This is a genomic window from Allobosea vaviloviae (assembly GCF_001298265.1).
Taxonomy (GTDB): Bacteria; Pseudomonadota; Alphaproteobacteria; order Rhizobiales; family Beijerinckiaceae; genus Allobosea; species Allobosea vaviloviae_B.
Genome location: NZ_LGSZ01000057.1, coordinates 35,500 through 55,239 on the forward strand (window position 1 = coordinate 35,500; position 19,740 = coordinate 55,239).

20 protein-coding genes and 2 pseudogenes are annotated in these 19,740 nt (G+C 65.3%); 8 read left to right on the plus strand and 14 right to left on the minus strand.

Going from position 1 to position 19,740, the window contains the following annotated elements; all coding sequences use genetic code 11:
- Positions 1 to 77: 77 nt before the first annotated feature.
- The 3 genes from AE618_RS21720 to AE618_RS21730 form a co-directional block, all read right to left on the minus strand.
- Positions 78 to 770 carry a thioredoxin family protein gene (locus tag AE618_RS21720; protein WP_054211169.1) on the minus strand — a complete coding sequence of 231 codons (693 nt, stop codon included), beginning with the start codon at positions 768 to 770 and terminating at the stop codon, positions 78 to 80.
- Positions 771 to 881: 111 nt separating this feature from the next.
- Positions 882 to 1,439, minus strand: a complete 558-nt coding sequence (locus AE618_RS21725; protein ID WP_156330415.1) for a hypothetical protein — start codon at positions 1,437 to 1,439, stop codon at positions 882 to 884.
- A gap of 248 nt (positions 1,440 to 1,687) precedes the next feature.
- A complete protein-coding gene (locus tag AE618_RS21730) occupies positions 1,688 to 1,993 on the minus strand; it encodes a hypothetical protein (protein WP_156330416.1) in 306 nt (101 codons plus the stop codon).
- A 634-nt stretch (positions 1,994 to 2,627) separates the two neighbouring features.
- On the opposite strand from AE618_RS21730, the pseudogene AE618_RS21735 reads away from it, so the two are divergent.
- Positions 2,628 to 2,975: pseudogene (locus AE618_RS21735) on the plus strand (IS110 family transposase); the annotation flags it as partial.
- A gap of 243 nt (positions 2,976 to 3,218) precedes the next feature.
- Here the strand turns inward: AE618_RS21735 and AE618_RS21740 are convergent.
- From AE618_RS21740 to AE618_RS21760, 5 genes are all read right to left on the minus strand, one after another.
- Positions 3,219 to 6,404, minus strand: a complete 3,186-nt coding sequence (locus AE618_RS21740; protein WP_054211173.1) for an efflux RND transporter permease subunit — start codon at positions 6,402 to 6,404, stop codon at positions 3,219 to 3,221.
- Positions 6,401 to 7,849 carry an efflux RND transporter periplasmic adaptor subunit gene (locus tag AE618_RS21745; protein ID WP_082365465.1) on the minus strand — a complete coding sequence of 483 codons (1,449 nt, stop codon included), beginning with the start codon at positions 7,847 to 7,849 and terminating at the stop codon, positions 6,401 to 6,403. The genes AE618_RS21740 and AE618_RS21745 overlap by 4 nt, the downstream gene beginning before the upstream one ends.
- On the minus strand, positions 7,846 to 9,114 hold the full coding sequence (locus AE618_RS21750) for a TolC family protein (RefSeq protein ID WP_054211175.1): 1,269 nt from the start codon (positions 9,112 to 9,114) through the stop codon (positions 7,846 to 7,848). Before AE618_RS21750 ends, AE618_RS21745 begins: the two co-directional genes overlap by 4 nt.
- Positions 9,111 to 9,515, minus strand: coding sequence for a FixH family protein (locus AE618_RS21755; RefSeq protein ID WP_054211176.1), 405 nt, complete (start codon positions 9,513 to 9,515; stop codon positions 9,111 to 9,113). Before AE618_RS21755 ends, AE618_RS21750 begins: the two co-directional genes overlap by 4 nt.
- Positions 9,516 to 9,638: 123 nt before the next feature.
- Entirely contained in the window at positions 9,639 to 10,019 is a 381-nt protein-coding gene (locus AE618_RS21760) for a hypothetical protein (RefSeq protein ID WP_054211177.1), read from the minus strand.
- A gap of 199 nt (positions 10,020 to 10,218) precedes the next feature.
- On the opposite strand from AE618_RS21760, the gene AE618_RS29290 reads away from it, so the two are divergent.
- On the plus strand, positions 10,219 to 10,332 hold the full coding sequence (locus AE618_RS29290) for a metal-sensing transcriptional repressor (protein WP_372690613.1): 114 nt from the start codon (positions 10,219 to 10,221) through the stop codon (positions 10,330 to 10,332).
- A gap of 288 nt (positions 10,333 to 10,620) precedes the next feature.
- Entirely contained in the window at positions 10,621 to 10,785 is a 165-nt protein-coding gene (locus tag AE618_RS21765) for a YkvA family protein (protein WP_248310973.1), read from the plus strand.
- A 183-nt stretch (positions 10,786 to 10,968) separates the two neighbouring features.
- Here AE618_RS21765 and AE618_RS21770 read toward each other — a convergent pair whose 3' ends face one another.
- On the minus strand, positions 10,969 to 11,376 hold the full coding sequence (locus AE618_RS21770) for a MerR family transcriptional regulator (RefSeq protein ID WP_054211178.1): 408 nt from the start codon (positions 11,374 to 11,376) through the stop codon (positions 10,969 to 10,971).
- 65 nt (positions 11,377 to 11,441) lie between these two features.
- Here AE618_RS21770 and AE618_RS21775 point away from each other — a divergent pair, with 65 nt between their 5' ends.
- Both AE618_RS21775 and AE618_RS28900 read left to right on the plus strand, forming a co-directional pair.
- Entirely contained in the window at positions 11,442 to 11,858 is a 417-nt protein-coding gene (locus tag AE618_RS21775; protein WP_054211179.1) for a mercuric transporter MerT family protein, read from the plus strand.
- A 5-nt stretch (positions 11,859 to 11,863) separates the two neighbouring features.
- Positions 11,864 to 12,091, plus strand: coding sequence for a GDCCVxC domain-containing (seleno)protein (locus AE618_RS28900; protein WP_082365470.1), 228 nt, complete (start codon positions 11,864 to 11,866; stop codon positions 12,089 to 12,091).
- A gap of 25 nt (positions 12,092 to 12,116) precedes the next feature.
- Here the strand turns inward: AE618_RS28900 and AE618_RS29295 are convergent, their stop codons facing one another.
- Positions 12,117 to 12,473: a Crp/Fnr family transcriptional regulator gene (locus tag AE618_RS29295; RefSeq protein WP_082365466.1), complete on the minus strand. Its 357-nt coding sequence runs from the start codon at positions 12,471 to 12,473 to the stop codon at positions 12,117 to 12,119.
- A gap of 116 nt (positions 12,474 to 12,589) precedes the next feature.
- Between AE618_RS29295 and AE618_RS21785 the strand changes: the two genes are divergently transcribed.
- Entirely contained in the window at positions 12,590 to 13,081 is a 492-nt protein-coding gene (locus AE618_RS21785; protein ID WP_156330417.1) for a hypothetical protein, read from the plus strand.
- A 79-nt stretch (positions 13,082 to 13,160) separates the two neighbouring features.
- Here the strand turns inward: AE618_RS21785 and copM are convergent, their stop codons facing one another.
- The 4 genes from copM to AE618_RS21805 are packed head-to-tail and all read right to left on the minus strand — an operon-like array spanning position 13,161 to position 17,507.
- A complete protein-coding gene (gene copM / locus AE618_RS21790; RefSeq protein ID WP_248310976.1) occupies positions 13,161 to 13,655 on the minus strand; it encodes a CopM family metallochaperone in 495 nt (164 codons plus the stop codon).
- Positions 13,618 to 13,992: a hypothetical protein gene (locus AE618_RS21795; protein WP_054211183.1), complete on the minus strand. Its 375-nt coding sequence runs from the start codon at positions 13,990 to 13,992 to the stop codon at positions 13,618 to 13,620. The genes copM and AE618_RS21795 overlap by 38 nt, the downstream gene beginning before the upstream one ends.
- Before the next feature lie 18 nt (positions 13,993 to 14,010).
- Positions 14,011 to 17,136, minus strand: coding sequence for an efflux RND transporter permease subunit (locus AE618_RS21800; RefSeq protein WP_054211184.1), 3,126 nt, complete (start codon positions 17,134 to 17,136; stop codon positions 14,011 to 14,013).
- Positions 17,137 to 17,147: 11 nt separating this feature from the next.
- Positions 17,148 to 17,507 carry a hypothetical protein gene (locus AE618_RS21805; RefSeq protein WP_156330418.1) on the minus strand — a complete coding sequence of 120 codons (360 nt, stop codon included), beginning with the start codon at positions 17,505 to 17,507 and terminating at the stop codon, positions 17,148 to 17,150.
- On the opposite strand from AE618_RS21805, the pseudogene AE618_RS21810 reads away from it, so the two are divergent.
- Both AE618_RS21810 and AE618_RS28585 read left to right on the plus strand, forming a co-directional pair.
- A pseudogene (locus tag AE618_RS21810) lies at positions 17,497 to 18,072 on the plus strand (transposase); the annotation flags it as partial. The gene AE618_RS21805 and the pseudogene AE618_RS21810 overlap by 11 nt on opposite strands.
- A gap of 68 nt (positions 18,073 to 18,140) precedes the next feature.
- Positions 18,141 to 19,740, plus strand: a 1,600-nt coding sequence (locus tag AE618_RS28585; protein ID WP_282568525.1) for an RHS repeat-associated core domain-containing protein, incomplete at its 3' end; no start/stop codon positions are given.

Here is a 19,740-nt window from a genome sequence, read left to right on the forward strand (position 1 = left end):
TCGTCGGTCATGACAATGCTCCCGCATGATGAGTGGCATATCGTCGGGGGTTCAACGGCCGGGTGCCGGTATCCGACTCAGCGTGACGTTCCGGCCTGGACGCGCCGGGGCGACGATGTTTCGAGCGCAGCATGCGGGCCTGTCGCGCCGCAAGCTTCCGGCCTCGGCAGCCCGATGGCAGCTGGCTGCGCACCCGTTCCGCTACCCGATGGAATTTTTAATCCTGATTTCGACAAGGAAGCGAGCAGCGTCGCTTCCGACGCAACCCCGGCGATCATCGCGATCGGACTGATGGTGCCGGATTTCACGCTGACCACGGCGGTCGTGGGGTACCCCTCCACTTTCAGAAGGCGGCGGAGTTGCCTCTGGTCCTCGTTGCGCGGCCCCGTGCTCTCGGCAGCCACATCGGTCAGGATCATGAAATGTGCCTGACCGGCCAGAGTATTGAAGCCATCGCACCGCAGCACATGCGCGAGGAAGATCCTGCACCAGCTGCAAGGCTCGGACATGAAGACGAAGACGAGCGGCTTGCCGTCGGCGTTCGCCTGCGTGAGAGCGCCGGTTATGTCGTCGAAGCGCCACCCGATGCGCTTCCCAGATATCGCCTCTTCGCGTTTCGGCAGAACGAGCACGGCGTTTTCCTGCGCGGTGGATGCTGCCTGCGGGATCAGGAGACCGCTGCCAATGGCAAAGACAAGCAGCGCAAGCCGGTGAAGGGCGGCGGGCCTCACCAAGTGCTTGCCCCAGTCGAGGTGCTTGCTCCGGTTCATGTCGCTCTCCTTCTCCGAGATCGCTCGGCAAGCCGTTGCCACGAGTGGGACGATATCACCGCAATTGCGGGCAGGAAGGAATTGCCGGCCGTTGGTTCACCATGCGGCCGGTTAGGAGCCCGGAACGAGGATCACCGAGTGGACGGCGACGATCAAGAAAGTTAGCACGACGCCGATGACGCCGATGACCAGGGTGAAACGGCGCCCACCGCGCATGGCGATCGACAAGCCGAGCGGCAACAGAACGGCAGCGGCGAGGCAACTGTCTTGCATGTGCAGCAGTTGCTCCGCCGTGAGCGAGAAGCGCCCGGGCGGCAGGAAGCCGAGCGGACTCAGAAGCCAGGCTGCGAGCGGAGGCAGCAGCAACACCGGAATGAAGCGCAGCCGCCTCTTTGCCTCCCCATCGTGGAAAGGAAAGTGCTCGACAGCATTGAGCGCGGTCAGCAGCAGAAAAGCCAGAATTACCGGGATTGTCGGGATCGGCGCCAGCTGAATATAGCTTAGCGGCCAAAGAACCGAGAGAATGATTGGCAGCCAAATCAACCATCTGCGCTTGGGGCGAGGCGGCGGCAGCGGAATGCGAGCGATCGGGCCATACCGCAGCGTCTCAGACGGCAGCGGAGGAGGATCGGCTTCGGGACGCGCTTGGATTGGCGAAGGCGGTAGCATGCGGTTGACCTTGCGATGTGTTGGTCTTCGCCGCCATTGCGGTCATTTTCCGGGCCTTGCTTCCATCCGGCGTACAACGCGGCCGATTGAATTCGGCCGGGTGAGTTTTTGCCGGAACGAATCTGTCGCCAATCCCATGCGAACGTTCCGTTACACTCATTCCGCCGTGCGGGACGTTTGATCCGGCGCGGGAATGGCGCGGCGCAAGGATTGGCAATTTAAAATCGACTGCCCGTGCAGATGGCGTCTCATGGCGCGGCGGGAAACCGGAAAAAAGATGCCGCCGCATCCGCCACCTGCGCGTCGAAATGGCTGCGGCAATATTCGACAAGATCAACCACGATGCCGTCCGGCCCGTGGAAGGCTCGATGATCTGCGCCTGTGCCGGATTCGACCCGGCCGGTGAGATAGCCGAGCGACCACTGCACGGCGTCGCGGCCCTTCGGCGTCCTGCTTGCGGCCAGCGTCGTCAGGTTTCGGCAGGACAAGGCACCGGCACCGCTGAGTCGACCCTTTCCAGCCGCGCCGCCGGAGACAGCGAGAAGCGACGCCAAGACGATGCAGGCCGCCGAGCGCCCGATCGAGGCGGTGGACATGCGACACGCCGATCGCATCATCGCGGGACCACCTTTGCCAGCGTTCGACACAGGCCGTCGATCAGCGGCAACGTCACGATGTGACCCGGAACGGCATCAGGCAGGACAAGATCGGGCCGTTTGAAGCCCGATCTACGCAACTCGCCCGCAAGCAGGGTCTTGAGTCCAGGCAGTTCGCGCCGGCAAGCCGGCATGCTCGGAAAACGCATCATTACGATCTGTCCGGGCGTCGTCCTATATGCAGCGCGGCGTAAGCCGGAACTCCGGCGGCCGATGCGGGCATGCTCACGAACGAGGTCAGCGCCAACAGGATGGGAGGGGCGTATTTCATCGTCTGCTCCAAGTCGGATAGGCGTGTCGAGGACAGCCAGTTGGGCCTATCGAGCTGCCAGGGTCCGGATGCCAGGTCCATTGCCCGCCCTTGTGCACACTTGCCGTCTCACGAAGCGGCCAGGCGACGACGCCGCGACAATCTGGCTCAGGACGGAGGGAGACCAGGCACGATTCGTGAACTGATGGGGTGGATGCCCCCTCCGTCCGGCATCGTAAGGTGCCAGCGAGCGCCATCGGGGCGCCTTCGAAGGAGGAGCGCATCTCCGACGTCCATGTTCTGGCGATTGATCTCGCCAAACGAAGCTTCCAGGTCTGCGGGACGGCTCGAGGCGGGGCGGTTCTATTCAACCGCACGGTGTCGCGCGCCAAGCTAGTGCACATGCTGGCGGTGCAGGCCCCATGCATCGTGGCGATGGAGGCCTGTGCGACAAGCCATTACTGGGGCCGCGTGGCGCAGGGCAATGGCCATGATGTCCGGCTGATCCCGCCGATCTACGTGAAGCCTTTCGTCAAGCGGCAGAAGAACGATGCAGCTGACGCGGCTGCGATCGCAGAAGCTGTGTTGCGGCCCAACATCCACTACGTCGCCGTGAAGAGCGCGGGGCAATGCCTCGAACCTCCATGCTTGGCGATCTGACCGCATGTCGGGACGGAGCAGCCGAGCGCAGCCGGTTTGTCTTTCAACAGCCCGTCGTTCGGAGGCCGGAACATGGCGCTCGATGAGGTGGCTCTCGACGACGACCGTACGTCCTTGTGCGAGGTCAGTTTCCATCGCGAAACCCGTCTCGCAAGGCGGTTGGTGGGAGCGGCCGCGTGACGGGCGCGCGGCCGGTCCCCTGTTCTTGCGCACTCACGCTATGGCCGGCTTACCTTCGAGGGCATCGTGCGCCCCTGTCTCACAGTCGCTCTCATCGACGCTCGATTTATTCGGTAACCGGTAGCCTTTAACTACCGCGTAGATCGCGGGGATCACGACCAACGTCAGCACGGTTGAGGAAACCATGCCGCCGATCATCGGGACCGCAATGCGCTGCATCACCTCCGAGCCCGCTCCGGTGCTCCAGAGGATCGGGATCAGGCCGCCCATGATGGCAACGACGGTCATCATCTTGGGGCGGACGCGTTCGACTGCGCCGAGCATGATCGCCTCCTGCAGATCGGCACAGGTGAAGGCGCGCCGTTCGCGGGAGCATTTGGCCTTCACCTCATCCAACGCGTGGTCGAGATAGATCAGCATGATCACGCCGGTCTCGGCAGCTACGCCGGCGAGCGCGATAAAGCCGACCACGACGGCGACCGAGAGGTTGAAGCCGAGCCACCACATTAGCCAGAGGCCGCCGACGAGCGCGAAGGGCAGCGAGAGCATCACGATTAGCGTCTCGGTCAGCCGCCGGAAGTTGAGATAGAGCAGCAGGAAGATGATCAGCAACGTCACCGGCACGACGACGGCGAGCTTGGCCTTGGCACGCTCGAGATACTCGAACTGGCCGCTCCAGGTCACATAGGAGCCGGGCGGGAACTGGATGCTGGCAGCGACTGCCGCCTTGGCGTCCGCGACATAGCTGCCGAGATCGCGGTCGCGGATGTCCACGAAGATATAGATCGCAAGCTGGCCGTTTTCGGTGCGGATCGTGGTCGGGCCGCGCGCCAGCTTGATCGATGCGACCTCGCCGAGCGGCACGGTGCCGCCACCGGGCATCCCGACCAGAACCTCGCGCGCGATCGACTGCGGGTCGCTGCGATAGTCGCGGGGATAGCGGATGTTAACACCGTAACGCTCGCGGCCCTCGACAGTCGTCGTTACGGTCTCACCGCCGAGCGCAGTTGAAACCGAATCCTGGACGTCGATGATCATCAGCCCGTAGCGCGCGAGCGCGTCGCGATCGGGCGTGACGTCGAGATAATAGCCGCCGATGACGCGCTCGGCATAGGCGCTGGCCGTGCCGGGCACCGCCTTGACCACGGCCTCGATCTGGCGGGCGAGCTTTTCCATCTCGACAAGGTCGGTGCCCAGCACCTTGATTCCGATCGGCGTGCGGATGCCGGTCGCCAGCATGTCGGTGCGCGCCTTGATCGGCATGGTCCAGGCATTGGAGATGCCGGGGAACTGGAGCGCCTTGTCGAGCTCCGCGATCAGCCCGTCGACGCTCAGGCCGGCGCGCCATTCGCTCTTGTGCTTCAGGTTGATCACGGTCTCGAACATCTCAGTCGGGGCCGGGTCGGTCGCCGTCTCGGCGCGGCCGGCCTTGCCATAGACAGAGGTCACTTCGGGGAAGGTCTTGATGATCCGGTTCTGGACCTGGAGCAGTTCGGCAGCCTTCGTCACCGACAGCCCCGGCAGGGTCGTCGGCATGTACATCAGCGTGCCCTCGTTCAGGCTCGGCATGAACTCAGAACCGAGCTGACGCGCCGGCCAGATCGAAGCGGCGAGCGCGGCGAAAGCGAGCAGGATCGTCACGGTCTTGGCCCGGAGCACCAGATTGATCAGCGGGCGATAGGTCCGGATCAGCAGCCGGTTGACCGGATTTTTATGCTCGGGAACGATTTTTCCGCGCACGAAGATGACCATCAGCGCCGGCACCAGCGTCACTGACAGGATCGCGGCCGCGGCCATCGCAAAGGTCTTGGTGAAGGCGAGCGGACTGAACAGCCGGCCCTCCTGCGCTTCCATGGTGAAGATCGGCAGGAAGGAGACGGTGATGATCAGGAGGCTGAAGAACAGCGCTGGACCGACCTCGCTGGCCGCCTCGATCAGCGACTCGATCCGGGGCTTGCCGGGCGGGGCGCGTTCGAGATGCTTGTGGGCGTTCTCGATCATCACGATGGCGGCGTCGATCATGGCGCCGATCGCGATAGCGATGCCGCCGAGGCTCATGATGTTGGAGCCGAGGCCGAGCAGCTTCATCATCCCGAAAGCCATCAGGATGCCGACCGGCAGCATCAGGATCGCGACCAGCGCGCTGCGCACATGCAGCAGAAAGGCGAAGCAGACCAGCGCGACAATGATGCTTTCCTCGATCAGCGTCGATTTCAACGTCGCGATGGCGTCGTTGATCAGGTTGGAGCGGTCATAGACCGGGATGATCTCGAGCCCCTTGGGCAGGCTCGCGGCCATCTCGGAGAGCCGCGCCTTGACGTTCTCGATCACGCTGAGCGCATTCTGGCCGAAGCGCTGCAGGGCGATGCCGCTGGCGACTTCGCCCTCGCCGTTGAGCTCGGTGATGCCGCGGCGTTCGTCGGGGCCTAATTCGATCCGCGCCACGTCCTTGAGCAGCACCGGCGTGCCGTTGTTGACCTTGAGCACGACATTGGAAAGATCGGCGACGCTTTTCAGATAGCCGCGGCCGCGGATGATGAACTCGAACTCCGAGAGCTCGACCGTGCGGCCGCCGACATCGGCATTGCTGCCGCGGATGACGTCGCGCACCTTCGACAAAGGGATGTCGAGCGAGCGCAGCCGGTTGGGATCGACCACGACATTGTACTGCTTGACGAAGCCGCCGACGCTGGCGACCTCGGCGACGCCCTCGGCCTTGGCGATGCCGAAGCGGATGTTCCAGTCCTGCAGCGAGCGCAGCTCGGCGAGCGACTTGTCCTTGGCCTGCAGCGCGTATTGATAGACCCAGCCGACGCCTGTGGCGTCGGGTCCAAGCGTCGGCGTCACGCCGGCGGGCAGCTTGCGGGCCGCGCCGTTGAGGTATTCGAGTACGCGCGAACGGGCCCAGTAGGTGTCCGTGCCGTCCTCGAAGATGATGTATATGAAGGAGACGCCGAAGAACGAGAAGCCGCGCACGACCTTCGACTTCGGCACCGTCAACATGGCGGTCGTCAGCGGGTAGGTGACCTGGTCCTCGATCACCTGCGGCGCCTGGCCCTTGTATTCGGTGTAGACGATAACCTGCGTGTCCGAGAGATCGGGGATCGCGTCGAGCGGCAGGGTCTTGAGGGCATAGGCGCCCGACGCCACGGCGAAGACCGTGCCGATGAAGACCAGCATCAGGTTGCGCGACGACCATGCGATGAGCTTGCCGATCATGGCTGCTTCTCTCCGCTATCGAGGCCCTGGAGCGCGGCCTTGAGGTTGCTTTCGGCATCGATCAGGAAGTTGGCCGAGACCACGACCTTGTCCTCGGCTGTGATGCCCTCCAGGAGTTCGACACGACCGGATCCGCGCCGCCCGATCTTAACCTTGCGTGGCTCGAAACGGCCTTCGCCTTTGTCGATCAGGACGATCTGACGTGCGCCGCTGTCGATCACGGAATTATCGGCGACGGTCAGGACCGGCCTTTCGGAGCCCGTCGCGATCTGCGCCTCGACATACATGTCCGGCATCAGCGCGCCGTCGGGATTGGCGAGTTCGACGCGGACGCGACCGGTGCGCGTCTCCTTGTTGATCTGCGGATAAACCAGCGCGATCTTGCCAGCGAAGGTCTTGCCTTGCATGCCGCGCGGGGAAACTCTGACCAGCTGACCGACAGCCACCATCGACAAATCGCGTTCGGCGAGGTCAATCAGTGCCCACATCACCGAGATGTCGGCGACCCGGAACAGGACCTCACCGGGCGCGGCGCGCATGCCGTTGACCGCCATGCGCTCTAGGATGACGCCGTCCTGCGGGGCCGGCCAAGTCAGTGCTGCGGGCACCTCGCGCGTCCGTTCAATCACGCTCATAGCCGATTCGGGCACCGCGAGATTCTCTAGCCTCCTTCGTGCGCCGGTCAGCGCCTGAGTCGTGATCGCGCCGCCGGTGGCGCGGCCGTTCAGCACCGACAGGTATTCGGCTGCGGCGCTCGACAGTGCGGGACCATATATCTTCATCAAGGGTTGGCCCTTGCGCACGACCCCGCCCGTCGTGACGTCCTCGACCGCGTCGACGAAGCCCTCGAAGCGCAAAGCCACGACCGAGACGCGGCGTTCGTCGAGTTGGATGGTGCCCGGCGCGCGCAGCGGCATGGTGAGCGGGGCGAACTCGACTGGCTCGGAGCGCACGCCGACCTTCTGCAGCTTTCCGGCGCTCACCTTGACGGTGTTCCCGTCTTCCTCTTCGCCGTCGAACACGGGCAGGTAGTCCATCCCCATCGAATCCTTTTTCGGCGTGGGCGACGTATCCGGCAGCCCCATTGGATTGCGGTAGAACTTGATGCGCTTCGGCCCGGCCGCGGCGGCCTGTTCAGGAGCTGCCGGCAGCTTTTCAAACTGGATGTCTTCGCTGGCGCGCACCGGAAGGTAGTCCTTGCCGGCAGCCGTCTTGGCGGGGACGGCAGAGAAGGCGGCAAGCCCGTCGGGGTCGCGATAGTAGATGACCGGGCCGATCGGTGTGGGCTCGGCCACAGCGCCGACAGCGGGGCTCTTGGTGAGGGACGCCATAGCGCCGGACAGCCAGGACGGCCGCGGCATGTCGGAGCGGCCAAGAACCACGCCGACCGCCGCGGCTCCAGCGAGCGCGAGGATCAGCACCAGGAATCGAAACAGGTTTCTCATAGGGTTCCTCCCGCCATGCGTTCCAGCTCGGCGTATCGAGTTTGCTCTTCGACCTTCAGCTTCAGCAGCTCGAGATGGATGGTCAGCAGCCGCCGCTCAGCTTCGAGAACGAGCGCGAGATCGGTCGAACCGGCCGAGAAGCCGTTTCGTGCGACAGCAACCGACTCGCGCGCCGGCGGCAATTGCCGAGCATCGAGGGTGCGAATCGCCTTGCGGGCCGCTTCCAGCCCGAACCAGATCGCAGCGACATCGCCGTCGAGCCGCAGCCGGGCTGCGTCGTTGCGGGCATGGGCACCGCCGAGCCGGCTCGCGGCCGCCTGCTGCTCGGCGTCCTTGGCCGCGTATTGCAGAGGCACCTTGAAGCCGAGCAGGAACTCGCCGGTATCGGCGCCGCCGCCGGGCCGCTGCACATAGAGCGCGCCGAGCGTGACATTGGGATAGTAGTTCAGATCCTTTAGGGTCTTTGCCCCTTTTGCCGCGCCGACCTCGCTGGCAGTTGCGGCGAGCACGGGATTGGCGCCGCGTGCCCGCGCCTGCGCGCCGGCCAACGTCAGGCTCGGCTTGAGGCGCCGGAAACCTGCCGGCTGGTCGAAAGGCGCCAGCGGCGGCCGGCCGATAAGAGCGTTCAGCCGCGCCGCGATCGATTTGACCTCGCCCTCGCGTCGAATGACATCGACTTCGGCGGTTGCGGCCTCAATGCGCCCCTTGATCACGTCCTGCTGATCGACTGCAGTCGCGCCATAGCGCGACTGCAACAGGCCGAGCAGTTCGTCGACCCGGCGCCTGAGCTGCCGCGAAAGATCGAGCGCCTCGTATGCGGCTTGATACTCGGCATGCACCATCTTGACCCGCGCGATCAGGTCGGCCGTGACGGCGCGGGCCTTGTGGCTGGCGCCGTCGGCCTCAGCGGTCGCGATCGCACGTTCAAGGTCGGTCTTGCCCCAGAGCTTCAGCTCCTGCTGCACGCCGAACCGGCGTTCGCCGATTCCGCGTTGCGCATTGGCGCCCCAAGCCTCGAACTTGACAGACGGATCCGGCTGCGCTCCGGCCGCGCCGACAGCCTGGCGCGCCGCATCGGCGTCGAAAGCCGCCGCGACAAGTTCAGGACTCAATCGTCGAGCAAGCGCGATGACGCTCTCCACCGTCGCGCCTGCCAGCGCGGCTCTCGACGACCCGCGTTCGGTCGCGCTGGCCGAAGGCAGCCATGGCAGAACCGTGACTGCTCCGAGCAGCGCGAGCCGGGTGGTTCGGCCCGCGCCCTTCACGGCAGCGCCTTGAAGACCAGACGACTTTCGAGCGAGTCGGCCTCGCCCTGGACCTTGGCGCCGAGCGACAGTCGCCAGCCACCCTCCATGATCAAGTTGACCTTGAAGCGATAGACGCCCGGCTCCGTGCTCGGCATCGGCTCGATCAAGGTCTTCATCGTCTCCATGCCGTCGGGCTCCATGTCGAGCCGCGTCGCGAAGATCACAGCGTCGGGCACGGGCTTGCCGTCCGACTTGCGGATCAGGCGGACGGCAACAATGCCCTCGCCTTTTTTTGTCTCCTTCTCAACGAGCTGGAAGTCGTAGTCCTTGATGTCGGCATGAGCGCCGGTCGCGCCCATGCTCAAGGCAAGCACGACCAACGCCGCCGGGCGGGCGCACAAAAGCGTCTTGAAAAACATAACGTGTCTCCAGATTCCATGAGTCCGCGCCATTCGATTGGCCAGCGGATTGCGGTACGAGCCGACGGCAGCGCATCGTCCGGATCGACCGGACGGTCTGCGCGGCGTCAGCCGGTCATGGAATCAGGAACGGGGAGGTCGCGCGGGGGGACTTGGCTGGAATTCCGACCGAGCGAGATCGTCGAACCCGACGAGAATCTGCAGGGTCTCGTAGACGACAACTTCCGTCCACACGTCGCTGGGAGCGACGAAGACGCTGGCAACGGCGCAGTAGGCGGCGAACGGACATGGCGCGCGCGCCTCCCTGTCGCCGCCGTCATCCGTCGCCGAACCGGACTGCATCATCATGGCGCAATCGGAGGCGCGCGGCATCGCCATCGCCGCAGGCGTCCAGCCGGCAACGACCAGTCCCACGATCAAGGCGGCGCGCAAGGCAAGCCACAGGGCCACACGGATAATCATGATCTCAATCATGCCTTGCATACTCTGCAGCGACAAGGGCATCGCCGTGATCCTAATGGGAACGTGATCCGAGCCTCGCTGTGAATGGCGCAGTTTGAGGGTCGGTCGCTTGCGGTCTCCCGGCAGACGCGGTGATCGGCCCGGCGCTCGCGCCGTTTGGGCATCTGACGTCGAGATGGGTGAGAAGAGCAGCTTGCGCTCAGAATTCACGTGAAGCGGCTATCCTATAAGGCGGTATAGTATGTCTCATCCCAAGGCGAACAAGGACCAGATCATCGCCCGGGTTCGGCGGATCGCGGGACACATGGCCGCGATCGAGCGGGCTCGCGACATTGATGCGAACTGCCCGGCCTAGCCGCGCCAGCAGCACCGCCTTGCCGAGGGGTTGCCGAGGCGGCTCGAAAAGCTCGGCAAGCGCCGAGCCAAGAGACGGCTATGCTTTGCAGTTGTCGGTTCCTGCTGCAAAGGTCCAAAAGTAGGTTACCCCGACTCACGATGCTGCTATCGAACGGCCGAGCGCGCTGATCGCCATCGCTTTGACATTTTCCGTCGATGCCATAGCTGGCGACTGCGACGGTTTTGGCGCGCCGGATCAAACGTAACGTTATCGCGCTCTGGATCGCCGCGCGATCTCCGGACGCCGGTGCTGGCGAAGATCGCTTCTGCGGCCGTTGCCCTCTACGCGCTTTCGCCGTTTGATTTCTTTCCCGGCTTCATACCGGTCCTGGGCTACGTCGATGATCAGTTAATCGTTCCGCTCGGTATCGTGCTTGCGGTCCAGCCGATCCCGACGTCCTCAATGGCCTAATTCCGCGCCGCGGCATCCTGCCCAGTCAACCCACCGTCAGCCCGGCAGGTCTGGCAATTGGTATGACCATTTGGATCGCCGTCTGCGCCGACCTCGATCCGGAGGTCTGGCTCGCTGCAGTTCGGGGCCGAATCTCGCTGACCTTATTTTACAACTACGCTGTTCCCCACAGAATTCAACTCTTCACAATTCAAGCATGTCGAGCACAGGGCATGATGCGAGCGGTTCACTGGTGCAACTTGCGACGGAGGCGGCGAGGATGCTCTCGAGCCTCGTCAGGTCTGCTAGCTTGCGACGCACCTCGGTGAGGTGCATCGCCGCGATGTCCTTGACCTCCGCGCAGGAGCCCTGGCGGGGATCGTTCAGGATCAGGAGGGCGCGAACCTCTTCGAGGCTGAACCCCAACTCGCGGCCTCGGCGAATGAAGGCCAGCCGCCTGACATGGACGTCATCGTAGACGCGATGGCCGCCCGGCGTGCGGGGCGGTGCAGGCATCAGCCCGATCGTCTCGTAGTAGCGGATCGTCTCGAGATTGACGCCCGCGGCTTTCGCAAGCTGTCCGGCGGCAAGGGCTCGCGCCTTCGTGAGCATAGCTGGCTTGATCCCGTAGTGGCTACGGGAGGCAAAGTGCCATGGATTGAAACGGAGCACCACTCATGACCAGCGCTGAACTCGGAAAGTCGAGCACTACCAAGCCTCTCCCTGCGCCATCGACGGGCGTCTTGGCGGGGACGGGCCTCGTCGTCGGAGCCGGAGCTCTGATCGCATCCTCTTGCTGTGTGTTGCCGATGGCGCTCGCAGGGCTTGGGGTGACGGGCGCGGTCTTCAGCGGCCTTGCGTTCCTGGCCGATATCCGGCCGTTTCTCATCGCCGGCGCAGCAGTCATGCTGGCCCTCGGCTGGGCATTTTTCTTCTGGCGACGGCGCAGGGCGAGATGTGACGGCGATACCTGCGCCAAGCCAGAGCGATCTGGCCGCACGATGGGGCTGCTCGGCTTCGGCTCTCTGGTCGTCGGGCTGGCGCTGGTGTGGGGCCCTTACGTCGAGCCAGCCCTGCTCAGGCTGGCGCGGTGATCCTCATGCAACTTGAATCGACCCTGACCTGTCCGCGCTGCGCCTATCGGGCGACCGAGATGATGCCGACAGACGCCTGCTGGTTCTTTTACGAATGTAAGAGCTGCGGCGTGCTGCTGAGACCGCTGGAAGGCGATTGCTGCGTGTTCTGCTCATATGGCACAGTGCCCTGTCCGCCGATACAGGCCGCCGATGGAACTTCGTCAGCGGTGACCTGCTGTGGACCAGGATAAGAAGCGCGTCTGGCTTTGCGCTTGGTCAGGCTCTCGTCGAGCGCCATCGCCATTGCCTCCGACATCCTCGAGAAATCCTGACCTCGCCGGCGCCGGGCGTGCGCCCAACGCCCCGCGCGAGCTCCGGGCGACGTTCGATCAGATCATTGACCCGAGCCACCGCGACGCCTTGGACGCGAGCGACGCCCCTTGCCACCGCGTCGCAATGGTAGGCATCGGCGAAGAGAGAAGCCTCGGCGATGAGGTCGCTGGGTCGGGTACGCTGGATAGTCAGGTCCGCACCATGCGGGAGTGGACGGACAAGCGCGATTATGCCGTCCGCGACGCGATAGAGCCGTCGAACCGCATCGCCGCTACGAAAAAATGTCTCGCCTGCATCCAGCCGGCGGTCGCGACCTCATTCGGCCCAGAGTTCATCCAATGCCAACATAATCTCGATCATGTGACCTAACGGGTATCGCAGGCAAGGATGCCGTCATGACGGACCGGAGATATGGCATGAGCTCGATGCCGATCCTTGCCCTCGTCGCCCTGGTACTTGCGGCTGTGCCGGCAGCCGCCCAGGGTCACGCCGGAGGCCAATATGGCGGCGCGGCACCGGCTCCCTACGCGGGTATGGAGAAGCGCGCCATCAAGGCTCTGTCTCCGCAGCAGGTGTCGGATCTGGAAGCCGGGGACGGTATGGGCCTGGCCCTACCGGCCGAGCTGAACGGGTACCCCGGCCCCCTTCACGTGCTAGAACTTGCCAACGCGCTCGGCCTCACGGCCGAGCAGTGGAGCCGCACCCAAGCGCTGCTGGATGCCATGCGTGCGGAGACGATCCCGATCCGATCGAGGATCGTTCGGGAGGAGGCCGCGCTCGATCGCCTCTTCGCCGACAGGACGGTTACGCCGGCGTCGCTTGTGGAGGCGACGCGGCTGATCGCGACGAAACAGGGCGACCTGCGAGCCGCCCACCTGCGCTACCACCTGATGACGGCCAGCTGCTGACGCCCGACCAGGTCGCCGGCTATAACCGGCCGCGCGGCTACTGCGCCGCGCCCTAGCCAATCAACCCAGCCTGGGCGGCTTACTTCGGGGCGTTCTTTGCGAGCCACTCACGCATCTCGGCGATCTCGCGCTCTTGATCCTTGATGATCTGAGCGGCGAGCGCCTTCGAGGTATCGTCCTTGGCATGACCCAGGGCCACCTTAGCCATATCGATCGCGCCCTGGTGATGAGGGATCATCTTGGTGCGGAAGTCGACGTCTGGATTGCCAGTGTAGGGCACGGCCATGTCGTGCATCATCTTCATATCGGCGGCCTTGAAGTCCCTGGTCGAGGCCGCGTCGCCGGCTGCCGGCATCATCGTCTTCATCATGGCCTGCATGGAATCCATGTTCATCATGCCCATGGGCGCGGCACCGGCCGCGGGAGCTGCGCCATGCCCCTGATGGGACGATTGCGCGAAGGCAGGCCCGGCAAGGGCGAGGAGGATCAGCGTGGTGGGGGTCGAGAGTTTCATCGGTTCGGTTCCTTCTTCGGGGTCAGTCGTGCGCGAAGCGCGCTTGCAGCGCGTGGCCATCGGCGAGCGTGGCGGAGACAACGACGCGTGCGCCCTTGCCGAGGGATTGGGCGAGGCTGCCGACGAGCTTGTTGGGTTCGACGGGCGACAGCGCGACGGTCGCGGTCTTGCCGGCATCCTGGACGATGGCGCGGGCCGACTTCGTTCCCGCGGAGGCGAGCGGCTTGTCGGCGGCGTCGGTGAGGTAGAGGACGAACTCGGTCCCCTTCGCCACCATCTCGACGTGGTGGCCCGCGACGTCGACCACGGGCCCGCCGTTGGGCCCCTTCGAGACCTCATGGGCCCCGGCGGTCGACGCGACGCCGACGATGGCCAGGACGGCAATCGATTTGAGCATGTTGGTTCTCCTTTTCTCTCAGTAGGTTTCGGCAGGCGTCAGTTGCCCGCCTTCCGAGGCGCGGCCAGCCGCGATGCGTTCCAATGGCTTGCGGCCGAAGGCGAGGAAGAGGAGCGGCGTCAGCATGGTGTCGATGATCGTCGCCGAGATCAGACCGCCGAAGATGGTGACGGCGACCGGATGGAGGATCTCGCGGCCGGGCTGGTCGGCGCCGTAGAGCAGCGGGACCAGCGCGAGTCCCGCCGACAGCGCCGTCATCAGCACCGGCGTCAGCCGTTCCAGGCTTCCGCGGATGACGAGGTCGCGCCCGAAGCTCTCTCCTTCGTGGAGGGCCAGGTTGATGTAGTGCGAGACCTTGAGGATCCCGTTGCGGGCAGAGATGCCGGCGAGCGTGATGAAGCCGACCATCGACGCCACCGACAACGGCTGGCCGGCGAGGTGCAGCGCGACGACGCTGCCGATGAGCGCCAGCGGGATGTTGCCCATGATGATCAGCGCCAGCACCGCCGACTGGTAGCGGGTGAACAGCACGACGAAGATCAGCGCCAGCGACACCAGGCTGAGCAGCCCGATCCGCAGCGTTGCCTCCTCCTGTGCCTGGAAGGTGCCCTCCATGCGGGTGACATAGCCCTGCGGCAGCGGCGTCTGCGCGACGACCCCGCGGATGTCAGCGATGATCGCCGTCATATCGCGTTGCCCGTCGCCATTGCCGTAGACCGCTATCCGGCGCTGGCCGTTCTCGCGCTGGATCTGGTTGGGGCCGTCCGTCTCGGAGACCGAGGCGATCATGCGCAACGGCACGTGGCCGGACGGCGTCGCGATGAGGAGGTCCTCCAAGCCGTTAGTCGAACGATCCTGGTCGGACAGGCGCAGCACGACGTCGTAGCGGCGGTTGCCCTCTACGATCTGCGAGACCGTGCGACCGTTGGAGAGGGTCTCCAGCGCCTGCGTAACGCTCGCCGGGGTCAGGCCATAGAGCGCCGCCTTCTCATGGTCGACGTCAATGCGCAGCTGCGGGATGCGGACCTGCCGCTCGACCTGGAGATCGACCAGCCCGGGCACGGAGGCCAGGCGCTCGCGCAGCGTCTCGGCCAAGCTGCGGATCGTGTCGAGGTCCTCGCCATAGACCTTGAGCGCGATCTGGGCCCGCACGCCTGAGAGCATGTGGTCGAGTCGGTGGCCGATGGGTTGGCCGATGTTGACCGAGACGGGCAGGACGCTCAGCGCGGCCCGGATGTCGGCGTAGATCGCCTCCTTGGGTCGGTCGGAGCGATGGAGGTCGATATCGACCTCCGAGGAATGGACGCCCTCCGCGTGCTCGTCGAGTTCGGCCCTCCCGGTCCGGCGCCCGATCGACTTCACTTCGGGCACCTTGAGCGCCAGCTGTTCGGCGATGAGCCCTAGGCGATGGCTTTCGGCAAGTGAGATGCCGGGATTGTATTGCAGCGAGACGACGAGCGTGCCCTCGTTGAAGGGCGGCAGGAAGGTTCGCGGCAGCAGCGTCGCCCCGTACACGGCCAACGCCACGCCGATGCCCACGACCGACAGGATCAGGCCACGCGCCCCGAAGGCCCATCGCAGCAGCGCCGCGTTGCCGCGCTTGAGGTGGCGTACGACGAACGAGTCCCTCTCATGCCCGCCGGCCGTCCCCGAGAGCAGGTAATACGCCATCACCGGCGTGAGCGTGATCGACACGACCAGCGACGCCAGAATCGAGACGATGTAGGCGACCCCGAGCGGCGCGAAGAGCCGTCCCTCGATGCCTGACAGGGCGAAGAGGGGGATGAAGACCAGGATGATGATGGCGGTCGCGTAGACGATGCCGGACCGCACCTCCTGCGAGGCGGCCGCGATCACCGCCAGCACCGGCTCGGGTGCCGCGCTTTCCCGGTTCTGCTTCAGGCGCCGCAGGATGTTCTCCACGTCCACGACCGCGTCGTCGACCAGTTCGCCGATCGCGATGGCCAGCCCGCCCAGCGTCATCGTGTTGATCGTCAGGCCCAGGAACTTGAAGACCAGGACCGTCGTCAGGATCGAGACCGGGATCGCGGTCAGCGAGATCAGGGTCGCGCGGACGTTCATCAGGAACAGCAGCAGGATGACGGCGACCACGCCCGCCGCCTCCAGCAGCACCCGCTCGACGTTGGCGATCGAGGTCTCGATGAAGGTGGCCTGCCGGAACTGGACGTTGGTCGCCGAGATGCCGGCGGGCAGCGTCTTCTGGATCTCGGCCAGCGACGCCTCGACCTGCCTGGTCAACGACACGGTGTCGGCGTCCGGCTGCTTCTGGATGCCGATGATCACCGCCGGCTTGCCCTGGTAGCCCGCGTCCCCGCGCTTGACCCGCGCGGCGAACTCCACGGCCGCGACCTGGTGCAGCAGGACCGGCTGGCCCTGCCGCTGCACGACGACCGTGTTGCGCAGGTCCTCCAGCCGTCGCGTCAGCCCGACGTTGCGGATGAGGTACTCCCGGCCCTGCTGGTCGACGAACCCGCCGCCGGTGTTGGTGCCGAAGCGCGTGACCGCCGCCTCGACCTGCTCGAGCGTGACGTCCAGCGCCTGCAGAGCCGCGACGTCCGGCGTGATCCGGTACTGCCGGACCTCGCCGCCGATCGGGATGACCTGCGAGACGCCGGCGATGTTGAGGAGCTGCGGGCGTATGGTGAAGTCGGCGATCTCTCGGACCTCCATCGGCGAGGACCGCTCGGCCGTCACCGCCACCAGCATGATCTCTCCCATGATGGAAGAGACCGGGCCCATCTGCGGGGCGACGTTCCGCGGCAGCTGCTCGCGCACCAGCGACAGCCGCTCGGCGACGAGCTGGCGGGAGCGATAGATGTCGGTCCCCCAATCGAATTCGACATAGGTGATCGAGAGCCCGACGCCCGACACCGAGCGGACGCGCAATACGCCCGGCATGCCGTTCATCGCCGTCTCCAGCGGATAGGTGACGAGCTGCTCGGCCTCCTGGGGCGCGAGTCCCTCGGCCTCCGTCATCAGGGTGACGGTCGGCCGGTTCAGGTCGGGGAAGACGTCCACGGGCACGCGCGGCAGCACGTAGGAGCCATAGGCGACGAGGACGAGCGCGGCGGCGATGACGAAGAGCCGGTTGCGCAGGCTGGCCGAGACGAGGAGGTTGAACATCGCGGATTGCCTCAGCGGATCTGGTTGAGGTGTTCGGCGCCGCGGACCACGATCCGGTCTCCCGTTGCGATACCGGCCCGGATCACGACCCGCGTCGCGTCGAACGGCTCGGTGCGGACCGGCTTGGCCTCGAATCGCTCGGGATCGGTGTGACGCCAGACCAGCGCCTCGCCGTTGCCGCCGCGCACGACCGCGTCGCGCGGAACGATGATGCCGCTGACGCCAGCTCCGTTCTGGGCCGTCACCCGGACGGGCTGCCCGATAGCGAGCGTCGCGGGCGCGTCCTCGATCGAGAACTGCACAAGCGTCGCCTGCTGCTGCAGCGCTCGACCGAAGCCGCGGAAGGACAGCGGGATGGGCTTCCTGCGCAAGCTGGCGCGGCGCGGCCTGCGCGGCGTCAAGCTCGTCGTCTCAGACAGCCATGAGGGCATCAAAGCGGCGGTCTCGAAGGTTCTCACCGCGACCTGGCAGCGCTGCCGCGCCCACTTCATGCGCAATGCCCTCGCCCATGCCGGCCGATCAGGACGCCGCGTCGTCTCGGCTTTCATCGCCACCGCCTTCGCACAGGACGATGCCGCCGCCGCCAGCCAGCAATGGCGCAGGGTCGCCGATCAACTCCGGCCGACGGTCCTCAAGCTCGCCGCCCTGATGGACACGGCCGAGACGGACGTGCTGGCCTACATGACATTCCCGACGCAGCGCCGCGCCAAGCTTCACAGCACCAACCCGCTGGAGCGCCTCAACGGCGAGATCAAGCGCCGAACCGAGGTCGTCGGCATCTTCCCCAACGAGGCCGCCATCACCCGCCTCGTCGGCGCCATCCTGCTTGAACAGAACGATGAATGGGCCGTCCAACGCGCCCGCTACATCACGCTGGAAAGCATCGCGCCGATCAGCGATGATCCCATCGTCAGCCTGCCAGCCGTGGCCGCCTGACCGATGCCTCCGGCACGACGGCCTGGGTCTATGACGCGCGCGGCAATGTCCTCTCGGAAACCCGCGTCATGGCGGGCAAAACCTATGTGGTCTCCTATGTCTATGATCTCGCAGACAAGGTCACGAAGATCACCTATCCCTCCGGGCGCATCGTCGATGTCGCCAGAGACTCGACGGGTCGGGTCGGCGGGATCACGACGAAGCAGAACGCCGCTGCGGCCTCTGCGGTGCTGGCCTCGGGCGTGGCCTACCAGCCATTCGGGGATCTGCAGTCGCTGACCTATGGCAACGGGTTGTCGCTCTGGCGCACCTTCACGGCCGATGACGAGCTCAACCAGCTCCTCGTCACCAACGTCCCGACCGGGGTCTCGTTGATCAAGCGCTTCCACGATCGCCAGGACAATGGCCTCAACCTGACCAAGATCGACGCCTATGACGACGTCTCGCCGCCGCCGCACCAAACCTTCTGGTACTCGCCCTCGCGCAAGCTGCAGAACGCGACGGGCGTCTGGGGCGATCTGACCTATTATTACGGCCCCGGCGGCAACCGCACCTATGAGATCCTGACGCAGGGTGCGACAACCTCGACCAAGGTGACGAACTACGAGGCGGCCTCGAACCGGATCGCGGCAGTGACCACGGATGGAACGACGACGCGGACCTTCGGCCATGACAATGCCGGCAACGTCATCACCGACACGCGCGGCAGCACGGTGTGGAGCTTCACGCACAATGCGGCGGGGCGCCTGTCGCAGGCGAGCGTGGGCGGCTCGGTCAGGGGCGCCTACACCTATGACGGCATGGAGCGCCTGGCGATCCGGGCGGTGACGAACACGACGCCCTCGGGCACGACGCATCTGATCTACGACACGGCGGGCCATCTGCTGGCGGAGGCGAATGCGGTGTCGGGCGCGACGATCCGGGAATATGTCTGGCTCGAGGTCGAAGCCCAGGGCGCCGACACAGGTCCGACCAGCCGCCCGGCCAATGACAATGATGACGCCGGTGGCCAGCTCGGCTCGGCCGAGAACGACAACGACCCGACGGCGCGCGCCCAGCTGCCCTCGCTCAACGGACCTAAGCGCGGCATCGCCCCGCGCGCGGTCCCGCTGGCGGTGGTGGCCGATGTCGACACGGCGAGCCCCACCACGCTGTTCGTGCATGCCGACCATCTCGACCGGCCGGTGCGGATGACCAATGCCAGCCAGACCCTGGTCTGGGATGCCGTCTACAAGCCCTATGGCGAGGTCGCCTCGATCACCGGCTCCGCCTCCCTCGACGCCCGCTTCCCCGGACAATGGTTCCAGCTCGAAACAGGCCTGCATTACAACTGGCACCGCACATACGACCCCACGACTGGACGATACCTTCAGCCAGATCCGCTGGGCTTCGTCGACGGGCCGTCCGTCTATGCATATGCCAGCAGCTCGCCGGTGATGAGGACGGACGATAAGGGTCTCGCCATTTCCGATCAAATGTCTCCTAGGTCGTGTGGACAAACGGGATTCCCAAAACAACTGATGTCTGATTCAACGCTGCTCTTTGAGGAGGGCAGCGGTGCTTCGCGGGTTGATGAGCGACGCGGAATGGGCGTTCTTCGCGCCTTTCCTGATCGAGAACCGGACGCAGGGCGGGCGGCGGCCCCTGGACCATCGGCGGGTGCTCGAC